The sequence below is a fragment of the Streptomyces sp. NPDC020875 genome, assembly GCF_040641415.1.
GTDB lineage: Bacteria > Actinomycetota > Actinomycetes > Streptomycetales > Streptomycetaceae > Streptomyces.
In genome coordinates this window covers 5262-21915 of the sequence record NZ_JBFADP010000068.1, presented here as the reverse complement: position 1 = coordinate 21915, position 16654 = coordinate 5262, and the positions used below count along the sequence as shown (strand labels likewise).

The window sequence follows — 16654 nt, the reverse complement described above, 5'->3', positions numbered from 1 at the left end:
GGTCTCCCTCGGGCGGAGCGGCCGGTCGCCGCTCAATGGCTACTTAGGTAAAGCTAACCTAAGTTGGCCTGTCGTCGTCGGCGGAGAGCTCCGGGGAGAACAGGGGATCGTCCAGCCGCACCAGCCGATAGCCGCGGCCCCCGACCGTCCCGGCCCGCTGCCGCAGCGCCGCCGCCAGCAGCTTCGCCCCCGGCCCGGTCCGCCGCAGCCGGTTGAACCGCCGCACCGAGAATCCCGCCACCCGCGCCGCCGTCGTACAGGGCAGACCCCTCAGCACCCCGTCGAGCACCACCCGCAGCATCGCCGCCGTCGGCTCGCCCCCGGCCGCCACCCCGTGCCCGGCGGCCAGTTCCTCCGCCGCCCGCATCGCCGCGCCGAACGCCGGATCCTGCTCCCGCCATCTCCGCAGCAGCCGCTCCGGCACCCCAGCCGCCAGCGCCACCGCGGGCTCCGCCAGCCCCAGGGCCGCCGCCCGCAACGCCTCCGCCATCCGGTCCACGGTGTCGTCCCGCTGGCTCGGCGGCCGTCCCACCGCCTCCCGCAGTCCCCGCTCCGCCTCGTCCCTGGCGGCGAGCCAGCCCACGATCCGGGCCGCCTCCGCCGACGTCCGCACGGCGCCCCGCCCCCTTCCGGCCGGCCCGTCGCGGTCGGCCGAGTGTTCGTACATGACATCTCCGTTCGGTCATTCGTGCATGACCGGAAGAATCGACGGTGCGCACCCGCCCCGTCCGCCCCGGGGCCACCGATCGCCGAACCCCGGAAAGACGGTTGGAGATCTTTGGACTCTGGGTTGTCCCCGGGGCGTCCGGCGGTGACCGCCCGGCGGTCCCACCGGGCCCGGCGAACGGCCGCCGGACGAGCGGACCGGGGCGCCGGGGCGCGCTCAGAGGCGGCGTACCGTCCGCAGGGTCGTGGCGTACGTCCCCGTACCGGTGAGCGCCGACGCCCCGCCGAGGTCCGCCGCGGTCGGCCCGTTCGGTGTCTTACGGCTGGAGAGGAACCTCGGGACGCCCGCGGTGTCCGTCCCCAGGGCCATCCCCACGTGATCGATCACATCCCCGGTATCGGTCTCGGCGTCGAAGAAGACCAGATCGCCGGGCTGGAGCCCGGTCAGCGCCGGGGGAGCGGCCGCCGACTGCGCGATCACGGCACCCGGCGCCCGGACCGCCATATCCGCGGACCGGCGCGGCAGCAGACCGGGCGAGGTGTGGTCGCTCTCGTGCGCCAGCGGTACGCCCAGGTGGTAGCCGAACACCATCCGGATGTAGCCGGAGCAGTCCAGCGCCCCGGCGAACCGGGGATCGGCGGTCTTCGTGAGCGTCCCCGACGGAACCCGGCCGAACGTCCAGTCGACCCCCATGTACTCGTGGAAGTCGGCACCCTCGTCCCGGGCGCCGCCCGGCTGGGGCGGTCCGTACTCCGATGTGCCGAGCACCGGCGCCCCCAGTTCCGGGGGCCCGGTACGGTACGACGCGACCCGGGGCGCGCCCGGCAGGAAGTGCCAGCCGTAGCCGAGGGCGTCGGGCGCGGTGGAGCCCAGCCAGCCCCGGACCCGCTCCTCCACCCCGGCGCTCCAGGTGCCGTCGAAGGGCTGGGGCAGCACCCGCACCCAGGAGCGGTGGCTGACGGTCACCGGGGTGTCCCAGGTCGCGGCGAGGATCCGGACCCGGCTGATCCGCAGTTCGGTGTCGGTGGTCGTGCTGTCGGCGTCGGCCCGTACCCCGATCCGTCCCACGACGAGCGGCTCGTTCTCCGCGACCACCTGCCAGAGGACGGGCTCCGGCAGATCCGCCCGCCAGGCGCGGGCCCGGATCGTGGTCCCGGTCCGCTCCACCCGCACGGACCAGGAGGAGTCCGCCGGAGCGCTGTCGGAGACGGGGAAAGCGGTCGCCAGGGAGACCACCGACGTGGCGCTGACGGCCTTCTCCAGCCGGAGCGTCACCGCCCCGGCTGCGGTGAACGCGAGCCGGGCCCGGCAGTGCCGGCTGACGGTCTGGAATCCGAAGGTGAGGGCCAGGGAGCGCGGCGCGTCCGCCGGACCGGCACCGAACGACCCTGTGATCACGGCGTCGAGATCGGCCACCCGGTCGTCCTTGAGGGTGAGATGGCGGCTGCCGGGGCGCTGCCGGACGATCGACACGATCCCGGCGCCCTGGACGACGGAGTAGTCGGACGGCTCCCCGTTGGCGGTGTCCCAGCCGCCCCCGCCGGGCGAGAGACCCCAGCCGCCCTGGGCGATCGCCCGCGGGAAGGTGTCGTCGAGGGGGCGCTTGTCCTCCCGGAAGGTCCGCTCGGGCCCGGTCAGGACGACGGTACGGCAGCCCCGGGTCAGGACGGCGAGCTGCTCCCCCTCGTGAACGACCCCGGTCCGGGCGGGTGTTCCGCCCAGGTCCGAGACGGTCAGCGCCCCCGAGGCGGCCCGGGTGTAGCGGGCGGGATCGTACGCGGCGACCGCCACCGAGGTCCGGGAGGCACCGGCCGTCACCTCCGGCGGCGGTAACGCGGCGGTGCCACCGGCCGCCGTCGGCCGGGGCGCGGCGACGGCGCCCGGCGACGGTCCGACTAACGGCAGGATCGTTCCCGCACCAAGGGCGGTCACAAAGGATCGGCGGGAAGCGCCTGAGCTGATGGCCATACCCGATGATCGCCGAGCCGCCCGCGAGTTGTCCCCATCACCCGGTGACGACTCCGTCCCGGTCTCCGGCAACCGGAGGGCACCGCCCCGGCGACCCCTACGTCCCGCTCGGCCCGGCCGCCCCTCGGCGGACCCGAGCCGCCGCCCGCCGTACGCCCCTCCGACCGGACCGGCCGCGCCGGAGGCACGACCGCCCCCGAACCGGGGTAACCCCGGAAGGAGCGGCCGTCGCACGGGCCCGGCCGACCCCCTCCGAGAGGCCGCCGGTCCTCCCGACTGACGAGGCGTCACCGAAGGCCCCGGGGCCGGGAACCCGCCCGTCCACGACGGATCCCCGGCCCGGACACGCTTCCCACGGCTCCACACCGCCTCCGGCGGACAGCCGCCCCGTCGGCATGTCGCCGTCGGCGGCGCGCGACTCACTCCTCCCGGATCGCCCCCGAGGGGCAGGACCGCACAGCCCGTACGGCCGCCTCGGCCGCCGGCCCTCCGGGGTCGGCGACCAGTAGCCGGACCAGCCCCTCCGCGTCGTCCTGGGCGAAGACGTCCGGCGCGGTCAGTACACACATCCCGGCCCCGACACAGACCTCGCGGTCGGCCGTGATCTTCATGGCATTCTCCCTTCTCCGGCCGCACCGGCCCCGGCGCGGCCGTACCGGACACCAGCGGTCGGCTACCAGGTGACCGGGAGCGCCGTCACGCCGTAGATGATCGTGGCGGCCGACGACGGATCGCGGAGCGGCACCTCGTCGGCCGGGACCGCGAGCCGCAGCCCCGGGAACCGGGCCGCCAGGGCGGGAAACGCGACCCGCATCTCCACCCGGGCCAGTTGCTGACCGAGGCACTGATGGACTCCGTGGCCGAACCCGACATGGCCGACGGAGCTCCGCCGCAGATCCAGGGTGTGCGGATCGGTGAACCGTGCCGGATCACGATTGGCGGCGGACGCCGCCAGCACCACGGTCGAACCGGCGCGCACCAGCTCGCCGTCGAGTTCGACATCCTCCATCGCCACCCGCGACAGGTGGGGTACGACGGTGAGATAGCGCATCAGCTCCTCGACCGCCGAATCCGCCAGCCCGGGCTCCGCGCACAGCGCCGCCCACTGGTCCGGATGCCGCAGCAGGGCGAAGGCGCCCAGCGCGATCATATTGGCCGTGGTGTCGAGCCCCGCCGCGAGCAGCAGCGCGCCGATTCCGGTGATCTCCTCATCGGTCAGATCGCCGGCCGTCAACTCGCTCAGCACATCGTCGGTCGGCGCGGCGCGCTTGGCCGTGACCAGCCGGCGCACATAGTCGTTCACCGCGTCCCACGCCTCGTACTGCTCCTCCTGTGAAGCGCTGTCCGCGAAGAGTTTCGCCACATCGGCCTGGAAACTCTCCCGCTCCTCGTACGGGACCCCGAGCAATTCGCAGATCACCATCGCGGGAATCGGCTGGGCGAAGGCCGTCACCAGATCGGCCGGGCCGCCGCGCCGCTCCATGGCGTCGAGGTGTTCGGCGGTCAACCGCTCGATCCGCTCGGTGAGCTGCCGCATCCGGCGGACCGTGAACCGGCCCGTCAGCAGCTTCCGGTAACGGGTGTGCTCCGGTGCGTCCATGCTGATGAAGACACCGGGCTTGGCGGGCGGCTCCATCGGCTGCGGGCCCGGGAACGGCGAGTGGAAGAGTTCGATCCGCGCGCTGAACCGGGGGTCGGCGAGTACCCGGCGCGCGGTGGCGTGACCGGTGGCGAGCCAGCCCTCGTGTCCGTCCGGGAAGGTTAATCGGGCGATCGGCGCCTCCGTACCGAGCCGGGTCAGCTCGGAGGGCGGATCGAAGGGACAGCCCCGAGGGCGTTCGGTGGGGAGGTCGACGGCGATTTTCTCCATGGTGTCACCTCTCGGTTTCGTGAACGATCACCTGCTCCGGACGTTAAGGAGATTCCTGAGCGACGGTCAACGGCACTTTCCCCGGAATTCCCCGGTTTCCGCTGGTCGAACGGGATTCGGCGATTGCAATGACCCTGCCCGTTAATGCATATGACAGTCAGTGCGTTGCAACGGCCGCCTCCCGCACGGATACTGACCGCTCGACGACCGCACCGAGGGAGACGGCCGCATGCCGGGACGCAGGCTGACCAGAGCGGAGCGGCGGAGCATCGCCGACGGACTGACCCGGGGCCTGGATCTCACCGCGATCGCCCGCGGCCTCGGCCGCCCCACCTCGACGGTGCTGCGCGAGGTCGCCCGCAACGGCGGACCGGGCCGCTACCACCCGGAACTGGCCCAGTACGCGACGGCCCGCCGCGCCCGGCGCAGACCACGCCCGGCACCGTCGACGCCCGAACGGTACGGCGGCGACCCCGACCCCCGGGCCGCGGCGGCGTTCGTGACCGAGTTCAGCGCGGCCCTGGTCGAGACCGGCCTGCCCCGTACCGCGGCAGGTGTACTGGCCTGGCTCTACGCCTCCGAAACCGGCAGCTGTACGGCCGGTGAGCTGGCGCAACGACTCCAGGTCAGCGCCGCGACCGTCTCGCAGGCGGTCGGCTTCCTCAACAAATGCGCCCTGATCCGCCGGGGCTACGACGGCCGGAGCAGAAGGCACCGGTACTACCTCGACGACGACGCGGGCTTCCGGTCGGTGGTGGTGGTCGTCCGCGCGGGGCGCCGCCTCGCCGGAACGGCACTGCGCGGCGCGGACACCTTCGGGACCGACACCCCCGCCGGGGCCAGGCTCGCGGTCACCGGCCGACTCCTCGAACAACTCGGCGACGACGTCCTGCGATCCGCCCGCCGCCGCTGGCAGACCACGGCCGACGGCACCGAGGACGCCCCCGGACCCGGCGCGCCGACGCCGTCACCGGAGGACCCGCCTCCCCCCGGCTCGCAGGCCGGCCCGCCCGTACCGGCGTAGGGAGCACCCCGCACGAGCGCCTGCCGAGTCCGTGATTCGACGGCGCCTGCTCCGGGGTGGCGTTCGGCGATTCCGTGACCGGCGCCCTCCGTGTGGGGCTCTGCCCCCGCGCGCCGTACCGTGCGACTGTCGGCCGCCGCCGGGCGCCGGTAGTTCTGGACTTCCTCAACCGTACGGCCGAACAGGCCCGCACCGATCAGGGGAATGTCATGAGCCTGACCTCAAGATCCCGCCGCGCGGCGGCGCTCGCCGCCGCCGCCCTGGCCGTGCTGGGCGTCACCGCCCCCGGTGCCGCCGCCCAGCCGCAGACGGTCAAGTCCCTGGATGTGCAGGGGGCGGATGTCGACCCTCCGGTCCACCCCTCGATCTTCGGCACCCTCACCGTCTTCGGGATCTACACCTGTACCGCGCCGGCCGGTACCACCGTGCCGGTCAGCTTCAGCGCGCTCCAGATGATGCCCGTGGCCATGCCGAACGGCTACGGTCACCTGCCGTGCGGCCCCGGAGTGGTCGACGCGCCCTGGAGGCTCACCAGTTTTCCCGCGACCGATGTGCACTACGGCTACGTCACCGTGATCACGGACTTCGACGGGACGCTGATCACGGACGAGTTCACCGTCTGACCCGGGAGGACCCGTCCGCCGCCGATCGGCCCCCTGGAGCGCCGCACTCCCGAACCGTGCCCTGACCACGGGCCACCGCGACCAGTACGTACCGGTCGCGGTGGCCCGTGGGCCGTTGCCGCTGCCGAACCGGTCAGCGCCCGCCGAACGGGGCGCGCGGGCCGGGCCGCGGCGCGGGCGCGGTGTCGGGTGCCGTGCCCCGGGCGGTGGCCGCCGGAGCCGGCTCCGGGGCGCAGGTCACGTCGGCGGCCGGTAGTTCGCCGGTGGCGAGATAGCGGGTGGTGAGAGAATCGGCGCAACCGCTGGTTCCACGGCCGTACACACCGTGCCCCTCGCCCTCCTCGACGTACACCAGCCGGGAGCCCTTCAGGGCCCGGTGCAGTCCCCGGGCGGCGACGGGCGGGGTCTGCGAGTCCCACTCGTTCTGGACGATCAGCGTCGGCACCTTGTTGTCGACCCGGGTCACGGGCTCGACGGGCCGCTCCCAGAAGGCGCAGGGCACGATGTTGGAGACCGAGTCGCCGAAGAACGGGTAGCGGGCGCTGTCGCGGCGGCTGTCGGCCCGGTAGCGGGCCGGATTCGTCGGCCAGCGGACGTCACCGCAGGTCACGGCGGTATACGCGGCGAGGTCATTGTCGGTGGGGACGTACGGCGGCTGGGGCTCGACGGGCAGACCGGCGGCGGCGTCCCGCAACTTCACCAGGAACGCGGCGCCGAGCGCCGGACGGTACATGTCCCAGCGCATCCAGTCGCGGATCTCGGCCCCGGTGTACGGGTGGCCGCCCAGGTCGATGGGGGTGCGGTCGGCGCGTTCGACCAGCTCCCAGAAGAGCCGGGTCACCTCGGCGGGGGTGTCGCCGACCCCGTACGTCGAGGAGCGCTCGGCGGTCCACCGCGCCCACCGGCGGAACGCGGGCTCCGCCTCCGAGGCCCAGTTCTGCACCATGCCCCGCCACACCCGCTTCGGGTCGACGGCGCTGTCGAGGACGAAGCGGTCGGCGCGCTCCGGGAACATCTGTGTGTAGACGGCGCCCAGATAGGTGCCGTAGGAGAGACCGAAGTAGGAGATCCGCCGTTCGCCGAGGGCGGCCCGGAGCCGGTCCATGTCACGGGCGGTGTTACGGGTGGTGAAGTGCGCGATGTCGGGTGTGATGGCCCGGCACTTGGCGGCGAGGTCGCGAGCCCAGGCGACGTCCTTGGCGAAGGTGGCGTCCCGGTAGGGGCGGAAGGTGAGCCGCTCGTCGCGGGTGGTGGTCCCGCAGGCCAGAGGACTGCTGGCGCCCACACCACGCGGATCGAAGCCGATCAGGTCGTACTGGTCCGTCACCGACCGGGGCAGGGTCTCGGCCATCCACAGCGGGTAGAACAGTCCGGGCCCGCCCGGCCCGCCGGGGTTGAACAGCAGCACACCGCGGCGCTTGGCGGGGTCGGCCGCCTTGATCCGGGAGACGGCCATCCCGATGGTCCGGCTGCCCGGGTCGCGGTAGTCCACCGGGACGGGGAGTACGGAACACTCCACGTTCGGGGGGAGGTCGGGGCCGCAGGTGCCCCAGGTGAGCGTCCGGCCGGTGGGGGCGGCGGGGGACGCGGTGGCGGCGGCGCCGGGAGCGGCGGGGAAGAGCGCCGCGGTGAGTCCCAGGGCTATCGCGGGAGTGATCAGTCGTCTTAGGCGCATGGGGTGCCTCCGGCTAGCTGATGGCCGGAACCCGCCGGTCGGCGGCCCGCGGGCAGCGGTCGGCCGGACGGCGGGTACCGGGAAATGGGGGGTGGTGCCGTGCGAAGGCCCGGAGGGACGGACCGTGAAACTGCGCACAGAGTAACGGGCCTTGGCCGAAAGGGAGTTGCCCGTCCCGAAATTCGATCTACGAAGGCGCCGGACCGGGGGCGGTACGGGGCGAGAGCGCCGTACGCCCGGGTATCTGCGGCTGCTTCCGATCAGGCTCGTTCCGGCGGCGGACGACCGCCGCGGCACGGAAACGGCGCGAAATGTGCCCACGGGGCGAGGCGCCGCGGGAATGGCCCGGAGCTTGCTCACGGGCGGGGGCGGGCGGCGAGGCCGATGCGCGCGCCACGCCGCCTTGCCGCCCGGCGACGGAGTTACGGGGGAGAGCGGTTCGGTGGGCCGGAGAGGTCTCGGGGCTGGTCAGGCTTTCTTGACTACGCTGGACTTGAGCTGCATCGCGCCGAAACCGTCGACCTTGCAGTCGATGTCGTGGCCGTCGGTGCCGTCGACGAGCCGGATGTTGCGGACCTTCGTCCCCGCCTTGATCCCGGTCGGGCTGCCCTTGACCTTCAAGGTCTTGACCACGGTGACGGTATCGCCGTCGGCGAGGACATTGCCCACCGCGTCACGAACCGTCCGCCCCGCACCGTCCTCGCCCTCGGAGCCGCCGCCCCCGGCGGCCGGCGACCACTCGTGGCCGCACTCGGGACACACCAGGAGCGCACCCATTTCGTAGGTGTAGGCGCTGGAACACTCGGGGCAGGGCGGAAGATTCTCACTCACCACATCAGTATATTTCAGTTCAATAGGGGAGAGTGATCTACGGGCCCCGGGCTCATCGGACAGCCATTCCGGATACCGCTCCCGCGCCGAGCGGTACGACGAGGATGCCCGCCGACGTCCTCGCGGCCGCTCGGTAACCTGAGCGGCCCGTGTTCGTCAGAGGCCGACCGATACGGTCATGGTCATGACGATAGTGGAACCGACCATTCTCGCGACCTCCGGCGGGCATCGAGCCGGGGGACGGACCAGGGTGCTGTTCGATGGTCTGGTGCATCACGCGGTCGACCTCTCCGGAGTGCACGGCCGACGCCCGCGCATCATGTACGTCGGCACCGCCATCGGAGACGCCGAGCACTTCACGGCCCGTATGGCCGAGGCCGCGCGGGTAGCGGGATTCGATCTGACGCCTCTGCACCTGTTCCCCATGCCCAATGTCGAGGACATCGAGGGCGCCGTGCTCGACCACGACGTGGTCTGGGTCATGGGCGGTTCCGTGGTCAATCTGCTGGCGGTGTGGAGGGCGCACGGGCTGGACCGCATCATGCACCGCGCCTGGCGGGCCGGTGTCGTACTGAGCGGAGTCAGCGCAGGCTCCCTCTGCTGGTTCCAGGGCGGCGCGACCGACTCGTTCGGCCCCGAACTGCGCCCGGTCACGAATGCGCTCGGCTTTCTGCCGTACGGCAACGGGGTGCACTACGACTCCGACGAGGGCAGGCGCCCGCTGACTCACCGACTCGTGGCGACCGGGGCGATACCCGCCGCTCACTGCACCGACGACGGCGTCGGTCTGGTGTACCGCGGAACGGAATTGGTGGAGGCGGTGACGGAACGCCCCGGCAAGGGCGCCTACATCGTCACACTCGATGGTTCCGAAGCGGTGGAGGAACGTATCGAACCTCGCAGGCTGGCGACTTCCGGACGTTGATCAGGGCGTGTCCACGCCCGGTCCGGCGCCGGGCGTGGGCACCTACCGTGCCGAGCCGCGGGTCGGAGGCTGGGTCGCCGAAATCGGCGACGCGGCAGGGAACTGCGACGGCGTTCCGCCCGGCGTGATGATGTGACGAACCGTCACCTGGGCCGGACCGGCACCGTGCGGCGGTGCTTCACACCTCCTTGTACGGGCCCAGGAAGCGGGCGCGGCGGTTCTCGATCCGGTAGAGGAAGATGCCGTTGTCGTACCGGACCGCGCGGGTCGTGGCGTGGAAGGCGAGGGTGCGTACGATGCCCCGGTGCTCCGTCCGTACGAGCCGGTGGGTGATGCCGTCGCGTACCTCCTCCGAGGCGCTGGTGGTCCCGGCCGCGCGGGCGATCAGGCCGAGCGCGTCATACGCCTCGGCGGTCCAGGTGGCCGGTGGTACGCCGAAGTGCCGACGGTGGGCGGCCGTGAAGGCGCGGCCGGTGGGGAGGGCGGCGGGGTCGGCGTACGCCTGGGCGAAGACCGCGCACCGGCAGCGGCCCCCGGCCTGCGACCACCTCGAAGAGCGTCGGCCCGGGCACGAACTCCGTCGCCAGCCAGGGCTGTTCGCCCTCGGTCCCGGCGCCGGTGACCGGCACGGCCCAGGGGCTGTCCACCCGGAGGACGGCCTCGGCCTCACGGCGGAAGCGGGCCCGGAAGCCCTCGTCCCCCGCGTACTCGGGCAGGATCACCTTGACCGCGGCGAGCGCCCCGGAGTCGGTACGGCCGAGGTAGACCACCCCCATACCGCCCGCCCCGAGACGGCCCAGGAGCCGGTAGCCGCCGATCCGCGCCGGGTCGCCCGGTCGCAGTGCGTCCATCGGCGGCCTCAACCCCGCTTCCCGACGGCGGATCCCAGCCGGACCAGCATGGTGGAGTACGCCTGGACGGTCAGCTGATCGACCTCGCGATCGGTGCGCCCCTTCGCCCCCTTGCCCGACACGGCGAAGGTGAACCGCAGGACCCGTCCCTGATGCCAGGAGTAGTAGTGGGGTCCGCCGAGTTCGGAGCTGTGGTATCGCCCCGTTTCGGTGAGGGCGTCATCGGAGTTCGTCTGGTCCATCTCGCCGCGCAGGAGCGCGGCGGAGACCAGGGAACTGATCGTTTCCCCCGCGCGCAATCGCTGGGTGGGGCAGCGCATCGACTCCTCGATCGACTCCGCCATCTCCCAGGCCGCGTCCTGGTCGCTGCGGTGGACGGTGACCACGGCGGTGAGTCGCAGCGGCCCCTTCCCCCGCTCCGCGGGCACCTCGAACGACCGGGTGAGGGTGGCCAGCACGCTGTCCGCCGGTCTCCGCTGCCGCCAGTCGCACTTCTCGCCCAGTACGGGCCAGGTCGCCGGATCGCTCTCGTACGGGCTCCGCCTCACCACCGGGGCCCCGAAACTGTCGGGTCCGGCGATGACGCGTGAGATGAGATCACGCGCCGCTGCCCGGGTCTCCGGCAGCCGGGCGGCATCGGGCCGGAAAGTCTCCGCCGCCCCGGCCGCCGCTCCGGTCCCGGTGCGGCCTCCGGCGCCCGTACGGTCGGCTTCACCGCTCCGCGAAGCGCTGCGCTCCCGCGTCCCTCCGGGGCTCTTCGCGGTGCCGGAGCAGCCCGCCACGAGCACGGTCGCCAGGGTCAGGGGCCAGACGAAGCGGCCCGCGGGTAAGGGCAAGCGACCGGTCACAGAGATTCACCGTCTCTCCTCGACGCCCTGGCCACCCTAGGCTGTGGGCACCGGCGGACGGTGCTGTTCCGCGACATCCCGGGGCCGTCGACATCCCCTGGCTCTGCGGACGGCACACCCAGGGCGTCGAGGTCACGATGCCGACACCCCGGGTGTCCGCGACGAGGCTCCATCGCTCGGCGAAGAAGGTGGAGCCGGCCCGGCCGATGCGGATCCTGTGGACGACGGCCGCGCTCCGGTCGGAGTCGAACAGTCCGTCCTCCCGCGCCCGGCCGCCCGGGGATTCCCTCCGGCGGCCGGGCCCGGTCGAACCGCGCGGCCGTTCCGCCGTCCGGTGCGGGCGGCGGGTCAGATCCGGCCGCCCGTGAGCCGGGAGAGGGGGCCGCGTCGGCGCAGCCCCGCGCGCCGCCCCAGGAAGTAGGCGCCGGTCACCGCCGCGACCGAGATCGCCGATGTACCGCCGGTGGTCAGCGACTTGCGGCTGGACAGGGCGGCCCGGAGCCCGCCGCCGTCGCCGAGGGTCTCGCGGACCGCCCGGGTGGCGGCCAGGGTCTTCTCCGCGAGGGGCGCGGGCAGCACGGTGAGGGCCTTCGCGGGCTCACCGCCGTTCCCGGACCCGTTCCGGGGCGAGTGGGAGCCGTGGGTGGTTCGCTCACCGGCCGCGCCGTTCCCGGCAGCGGTTTGCGAACCGCCGCGGACGGTGGTGCCGGACGTGCTCTTGCTGGTGTTCTCGGAAGCAGTCATGTCACTCGTCTCGCCCCCTTCCCGGAAGGCAAACCCCCCGTTCCCCCGAAGGGCCGGACGGAGCACCGCGGACTCCCGCACGGCCTCCGTTCCCCACCGGGCCGCGGACCGGTCCGCCGAATCGGTGGTGCCGGACCTCTCCCGGCAGGAGCCGGTCGGCCCTGATCCCGGCCCGGTACGACGGGACCGATCCGCTCGTCGACAACGCGGGGGTGGCCGCCCCCGCCGACCCCCACCTGAGCCGACGCGGCCCCGCGGCGGGCCGGTACGCTGCCGGGCGTGAAGGGCGTGAAGGGCGTGACGGGCGTGAACGGCGAGAACGACAGTGGCGCGGCGGCCTCGGAGCGGCTGAGAGCGCTGGCCGTCTCCCTGCGGCGGGTGAACGGTGAGATCAACCGGCTGACGGACGCCTTCGCCACGGCCCAGGGACTGCACGCGACGGATGTGAGCGCGCTCGCCGCCGTCCTGGACGCGGAGCAACCGGTCACCCCGGGGATGCTGCGGACGCGGCTGGGGCTGACGTCCGGCGCCGTGACGGCCTGTCTCGACCGGCTGGAGCGCGCCGGTCATATCCGCCGTACCCGGGACGAGACGGACCGGCGCGTGGTCCGAGTCGAGTACGTGGACGAGGCCCGGCTGGCCGCGCGGGCCTTCTTCCGGCCGCTGGCGGTGGCGGGGGAGCGGGCGCGGGGCCGGTTCGAGGACGAGGAACTCGACGTGGTGCTGCGGTTTCTGGCCGCCTTCAGTGAGGAGCTGGCCCGCCTGGAGGAGCCCCCGAGCCCGGCGGTGTGACGGAGCCCGGGGCGGGTGCGACCGGGGTCACCGGCGTGACCTACGATCCGAATGTCTCATTCCATCAAGATAATCAGCCCGTCAGTCGCCCCGTCGAGACAGCGGATGTGTCCTCCATGCCCAGAACCGCCCACCCCGACCGCTCCTCCCGCGCCGCCCGGCTGCTGATCCCGCTGCTCCTCCTCGTCGGCTGGCTGGGCGTCGGCGGGATGCTCGGCCCGTACGCCGGAAAGCTCGGCGAGGTCGCCACCAACGACCAGGCCGCGTTCCTGCCCCGTACCGCCGAGTCGACCCGGGTCATCGACATGCAGAAGGACTTCCGGCAGAGCGACGCCGTGCCGCTCGTCGTCGTCTGGACCGCCCGCGGGGACGGCCCGCTGCCGCCGACGGCGCGCGCGGACGCCACCGACGCCCTGGCCGGAATCGACGGCTCACCCCTGCTCGCCGGGACACCGTCCCCCGCCCTCGCCTCGGACGACGGCCGCGCCCTGCGGGCCGTCGTACCGCTGCGGACCGACCTCGACGACGGCCTCGCGGACGCGCTGGACGAGATCGGGGCCGAGGCCCGCAAGGCCCCGGGAACCACCGTCCATCTCGCGGGCCCGGCGGCCGCCCAGGCGGACCTCAAGAACGCCTTCGCCGGAATCGACGGTCTGCTGCTGGGCGTGGCCCTGGCGACGGTGCTCGTCATTCTGCTGCTGGTCTACCGCAGCGTCCTGCTGCCCCTGCTGATCATCGTGGCCGCCGTCTTCGCGCTCGCCCTCGCCTGCGCCGTGGTGTACGCCCTCGCCGATCGCGGGATCGTACGGGTCGACGGCCAGGTCCAGGGGATCCTCTCCATCCTGGTGATCGGGGCGGCCACGGACTACGCGCTGCTCCTGACGGCCAGATTCCGCGAGGAACTGGAACGGGGCGACGACCGTACGGCGGCGATGCGGGCCGCCCTGCGCCGTACGGCCGGACCGGTGCTGGCCAGCGCGGCCACCGTGGCCCTCGGACTGCTCGCGCTCCTGCTGAGCGACCTGACCAACAACCGCGCGCTGGGGCCCGTCGGGGCCATCGGCATCGTCTGCGCGGTCGCGGCGGCCCTCACCTTCCTCCCCGCGGTACTCGTCCTCCTCGGCCGCGCGGCCTACTGGCCCGCCCGTCCCCACCGGGACGGACCGGCGGCGGGGACGGGGTCGCACCGGATCTGGCGCCGGATCGCCGACCTGGTGGACCGGGCGCCGCGCCGGGTCTGGGCCGTCACCCTGGCGGCGCTCCTCGTCTGTGCGGCCTTCGCCCCGAACCTGGCCTCGCGCGGAGTGCCCCTGGACGAGACCTTCGTCGGCGACGCGCCCTCCGTGACCGCGCAGGCAGTCCTCGGCGAGCACTTCCCGGGCGGCTCCGGCAGCCCCGCCGTGGTGGTCGCCCGCGCCGACGCCCTGGAGCCGGTCACCGCCGCCGCCCGCGAGGTGCCGGGCGTCGCCTCCGTCCTCCCGACGACCGCCGGTGGTGCCCCGGGCGGCCCGCCTCTGATCGCCGACGGCCGGGTCCGGCTGGACGTCACCCTGGCCGACCCCGCCGACAGCGAGGCGGCCGAACGGACCGTGGCCGCGCTGCGGGACGCCGTCCACGCGGTGCCCGACGCCGACGCGCTGGTGGGCGGCGTCACCGCCCAGCGGATCGACACCCAGCGGACGGCGGCCGATGATCGGGCCCTGATCGTCCCGGTCGTCCTGGCGATCATCCTGGCCGTCCTCATGGCGCTGCTGCGCTCCCTGCTGATGCCGCTACTGCTGGTGGCGACGGTCGCGCTGAACTTCTTCGCCACCCTCGGCGTCGCGAACCTGGTCTTCAGCCACCTGTTCGGCTTCACCGGCACAGACGCCTCGGTTCCGCTGTACGGATTCGTCTTCCTGGTCGCGCTCGGCGTGGACTACAACATCTTCCTGATGTCCCGGGTTCGCGAGGAGTCGATCCGCCTCGGCACACGCGAGGGCCTGCGGCACGGACTGGTGGCGACCGGCGGGGTGATCACCTCGGCCGGGGTGGTGCTGGCGGCGACCTTCGCCGCGCTGGGGGTGATCCCGCTGGCGTTCCTGATCCAGATCGCCTTCATCGTGGCGTTCGGTGTCCTCCTGGACACTCTGGTCGTCCGCTCCCTGCTGGTCCCCGCCCTGGTCCGCAGCCTGGACGAGCGCGCCTGGTGGCCCGGCGGCCCGGCCGGCTTCCGCCGGATCGAACGGTAGGCGGTCCACCCGGAACCCGCCGGACCCGGCCCCGGGCACACCACCGCCCGGGGCCGAGGAGCCACCGGCCCGCGTCGTGCCGCGCCGGTGGTCTCCCTCCTCAGTCCGTGTCCGTCGCCGCCAGGACGGCGACCCCGCGCCGATCGGGGGAGAGCGCGACGATTCCGTAGTCGTGGATCTCGTTGTGGAACCACGGCGCGTCGCACTCGAACCGGAACCAGACGCACCGCTCCGCGCGGCGCTCCACCTCCGCCACACTCGCATCGCCCGGGGCACCGGACAGGCCCGCCAGGGACCGCCACGCCGCCCAGCGACCGAAGGCCCCGTACGCGGCCCCGCCGTAGACGCCCCCGAAAGAAGCGGTGGTGAAAAGGAGGCTCCAGATCTCGTCCAGGGGACTGCGGGCGATCTCGAACCGGGCCGTGGGACCGAGGTCTTCCACACAGGCCATCGGCAGAGCCGGTATCAGGGTTGGAACCCGTTCCGGGGCGACCGGGGCGTCCAGGGCGAACACCCACGCGCCGTACGCGCCGAACTCGCCCGTGGCGGGCGCCGCGGTGATGGCCTCGTGCACGTCGACCGTGGCCAGGTCCGGCAGGGCGAGACGACCTGCGGTACGGGGCGTCGGCGGATCCACCCGGCCCTCGGAACCCAGGCCGTCCCACGACGCGCCCGTATACGTGCTGGGCGTCCAGCCGGGGAAGGCGGCGCCGGTCTCGATCAGCCGCAGTTCCGGCGGCAGCCACGACAGGGCGTGCCAACCCGGCCGCACCAGGGGCCAGCTCCGCAGCGGCCACGAGGACTCCATGTCGACGCCCCGCAGCAGCAGTTCGTGGAAGAGACAGCCACGCAGGTCGTCCAGCCCGTCCGACCCCGCATGCTCGAAGACGAGTTCGGCCAGATCCTCGGGCCGCTGGGCGTCCGCGAGGAAGGAGGCGACGAGCCGCGCCCCGGGCCCCGAAGCCGCCGACGGCGCGTGCTCGACGAACAGCCGGAGCAACTGCGTCACGCTCTCCCGGCCGGGGGTCAGCGCGAGCGTCCGGACCACCCCGGCGAGGCCGCGCTCGTACGTCCGCGCCTGCTCACGGGCCGCCGCGAGCCCCGCGGCGAGCCGCGCGCCCAGCTCCCGCCCGTATGCCGGGTCCCCCTGCCGTGCCCGGGGTTCGACCTCTTCCCGGGCGAGTCGTTCCAGCTCACGCGCGTCATCGTCCACGATCCGTCACCCTACGACCCCCGGGCAGGGCATCGGCGGCGGCCCGGACCGTACGGGACCGGGCGGCACCGGTACGGCCGGCCGACGCCGCCCTCGCCCCGTCCGCCATGCGGGGCGAAGGAGCCATGTGCGCGAGCGGATCCGGGAAGTCCGGCTCCCGGCGATCGAACCGGCTCAGTTGCGGATCGCCAGGGCGACCGCCTCCGATCCGGACGCCGCGACGATCTGATCCGCCCCGGTCCGGGCGAGAGCGTCGATCGGCCAGGGAAGCACCGCCGGAACCTCGATCTCCCGACCGGTCTCGGGGTTCCAGAGGCGGAGGGTGCCGTCCTCGCCGCCGGAGATGATCGTCGTGTGTCCGTCTGCTCGGTGGATTTGGATGGTTGTTACGG

The 16654-nt window shown here is 73.3% G+C and carries 14 protein-coding genes and 2 pseudogenes; 5 read left to right on the top strand and 11 right to left on the bottom strand.

What is annotated here, in order from left to right:
- Window positions 1–58: 58 nt before the first annotated feature.
- From AB0G74_RS29950 to AB0G74_RS29935, 4 genes are all read right to left on the bottom strand, one after another.
- A complete protein-coding gene (locus tag AB0G74_RS29950; RefSeq protein ID WP_361152526.1) occupies window positions 59–613 on the bottom strand; it encodes a hypothetical protein in 555 nt (184 codons plus the stop codon).
- A 270-nt stretch (window positions 614–883) separates the two neighbouring features.
- On the bottom strand, window positions 884–2599 hold the full coding sequence (locus AB0G74_RS29945) for an NlpC/P60 family protein (protein ID WP_361152523.1): 1716 nt from the start codon (window positions 2597–2599) through the stop codon (window positions 884–886).
- A 455-nt stretch (window positions 2600–3054) separates the two neighbouring features.
- Window positions 3055–3246 carry a (4Fe-4S)-binding protein gene (locus AB0G74_RS29940; RefSeq protein ID WP_361152521.1) on the bottom strand — a complete coding sequence of 64 codons (192 nt, stop codon included), beginning with the start codon at window positions 3244–3246 and terminating at the stop codon, window positions 3055–3057.
- Window positions 3247–3308: 62 nt separating this feature from the next.
- A complete protein-coding gene (locus AB0G74_RS29935) occupies window positions 3309–4505 on the bottom strand; it encodes a cytochrome P450 (protein WP_361152519.1) in 1197 nt (398 codons plus the stop codon).
- Between the two features lie 229 nt (window positions 4506–4734).
- Between AB0G74_RS29935 and AB0G74_RS29930 the strand changes: the two genes are divergently transcribed.
- Together AB0G74_RS29930 and AB0G74_RS29925 are read left to right on the top strand one after the other, a co-directional pair.
- Complete coding sequence (locus AB0G74_RS29930; RefSeq protein ID WP_361152516.1) at window positions 4735–5529, top strand: MarR family transcriptional regulator; 795 nt, start codon at window positions 4735–4737, stop codon at window positions 5527–5529.
- 209 nt (window positions 5530–5738) lie between these two features.
- Window positions 5739–6152: a hypothetical protein gene (locus AB0G74_RS29925; protein ID WP_361152514.1), complete on the top strand. Its 414-nt coding sequence runs from the start codon at window positions 5739–5741 to the stop codon at window positions 6150–6152.
- A 133-nt stretch (window positions 6153–6285) separates the two neighbouring features.
- On the opposite strand, the gene AB0G74_RS29920 is transcribed toward AB0G74_RS29925, so the two are convergent.
- Complete coding sequence (locus tag AB0G74_RS29920) at window positions 6286–7827, bottom strand: alpha/beta hydrolase (RefSeq protein WP_361152511.1); 1542 nt, start codon at window positions 7825–7827, stop codon at window positions 6286–6288.
- 468 nt (window positions 7828–8295) lie between these two features.
- A complete protein-coding gene (locus AB0G74_RS29915) occupies window positions 8296–8658 on the bottom strand; it encodes a zinc ribbon domain-containing protein YjdM (RefSeq protein ID WP_361152508.1) in 363 nt (120 codons plus the stop codon).
- A gap of 184 nt (window positions 8659–8842) precedes the next feature.
- Between AB0G74_RS29915 and AB0G74_RS29910 the strand changes: the two genes are divergently transcribed.
- Window positions 8843–9583, top strand: a complete 741-nt coding sequence (locus AB0G74_RS29910; protein ID WP_361152505.1) for a peptidase E — start codon at window positions 8843–8845, stop codon at window positions 9581–9583.
- Window positions 9584–10098: 515 nt separating this feature from the next.
- Here the strand turns inward: AB0G74_RS29910 and AB0G74_RS29905 are convergent.
- From AB0G74_RS29905 to AB0G74_RS29895, 3 genes and pseudogenes are all read right to left on the bottom strand, one after another.
- A pseudogene (locus AB0G74_RS29905) lies at window positions 10099–10434 on the bottom strand (serine/threonine protein kinase); the annotation flags it as partial.
- Between the two features lie 8 nt (window positions 10435–10442).
- Complete coding sequence (locus AB0G74_RS29900) at window positions 10443–11270, bottom strand: hypothetical protein (RefSeq protein WP_361152503.1); 828 nt, start codon at window positions 11268–11270, stop codon at window positions 10443–10445.
- 360 nt (window positions 11271–11630) lie between these two features.
- Complete coding sequence (locus AB0G74_RS29895) at window positions 11631–12026, bottom strand: hypothetical protein (protein WP_361152500.1); 396 nt, start codon at window positions 12024–12026, stop codon at window positions 11631–11633.
- A 288-nt stretch (window positions 12027–12314) separates the two neighbouring features.
- On the opposite strand from AB0G74_RS29895, the gene AB0G74_RS29890 reads away from it, so the two are divergent.
- Window positions 12315–12818 carry a MarR family winged helix-turn-helix transcriptional regulator gene (locus tag AB0G74_RS29890; RefSeq protein ID WP_361152546.1) on the top strand — a complete coding sequence of 168 codons (504 nt, stop codon included), beginning with the start codon at window positions 12315–12317 and terminating at the stop codon, window positions 12816–12818.
- Window positions 12819–12934: 116 nt separating this feature from the next.
- The gene (locus AB0G74_RS29885; protein WP_361152498.1) at window positions 12935–15049 is read left to right on the top strand and encodes an MMPL family transporter; all 2115 of its coding nucleotides are present in this window, start codon (window positions 12935–12937) and stop codon (window positions 15047–15049) included.
- Between the two features lie 100 nt (window positions 15050–15149).
- Here AB0G74_RS29885 and AB0G74_RS29880 read toward each other — a convergent pair whose 3' ends face one another.
- The gene (locus tag AB0G74_RS29880) at window positions 15150–16262 is read right to left on the bottom strand and encodes a DUF6183 family protein (RefSeq protein ID WP_361152496.1); all 1113 of its coding nucleotides are present in this window, start codon (window positions 16260–16262) and stop codon (window positions 15150–15152) included.
- Between the two features lie 174 nt (window positions 16263–16436).
- Window positions 16437–16654, bottom strand: a pseudogene (locus tag AB0G74_RS29875) (hypothetical protein); the annotation flags it as partial.

Coding starts and splice junctions, on each gene's coding strand:
- AB0G74_RS29940 (WP_361152521.1), bottom strand. CDS start 3,246: ATGAAGATCACGGCCGACCGCGAGGTCTGTGTCGGGGCCGGGATGTGT.
- AB0G74_RS29935 (WP_361152519.1), bottom strand. CDS start 4,505: ATGGAGAAAATCGCCGTCGACCTCCCCACCGAACGCCCTCGGGGCTGT.
- AB0G74_RS29930 (WP_361152516.1), top strand. CDS start 4,735: ATGCCGGGACGCAGGCTGACCAGAGCGGAGCGGCGGAGCATCGCCGAC.
- AB0G74_RS29925 (WP_361152514.1), top strand. CDS start 5,739: ATGAGCCTGACCTCAAGATCCCGCCGCGCGGCGGCGCTCGCCGCCGCC.
- AB0G74_RS29920 (WP_361152511.1), bottom strand. CDS start 7,827: ATGCGCCTAAGACGACTGATCACTCCCGCGATAGCCCTGGGACTCACC.
- AB0G74_RS29910 (WP_361152505.1), top strand. CDS start 8,843: ATGACGATAGTGGAACCGACCATTCTCGCGACCTCCGGCGGGCATCGA.
- AB0G74_RS29895 (WP_361152500.1), bottom strand. CDS start 12,026: ATGACTGCTTCCGAGAACACCAGCAAGAGCACGTCCGGCACCACCGTC.
- AB0G74_RS29885 (WP_361152498.1), top strand. CDS start 12,935: ATGCCCAGAACCGCCCACCCCGACCGCTCCTCCCGCGCCGCCCGGCTG.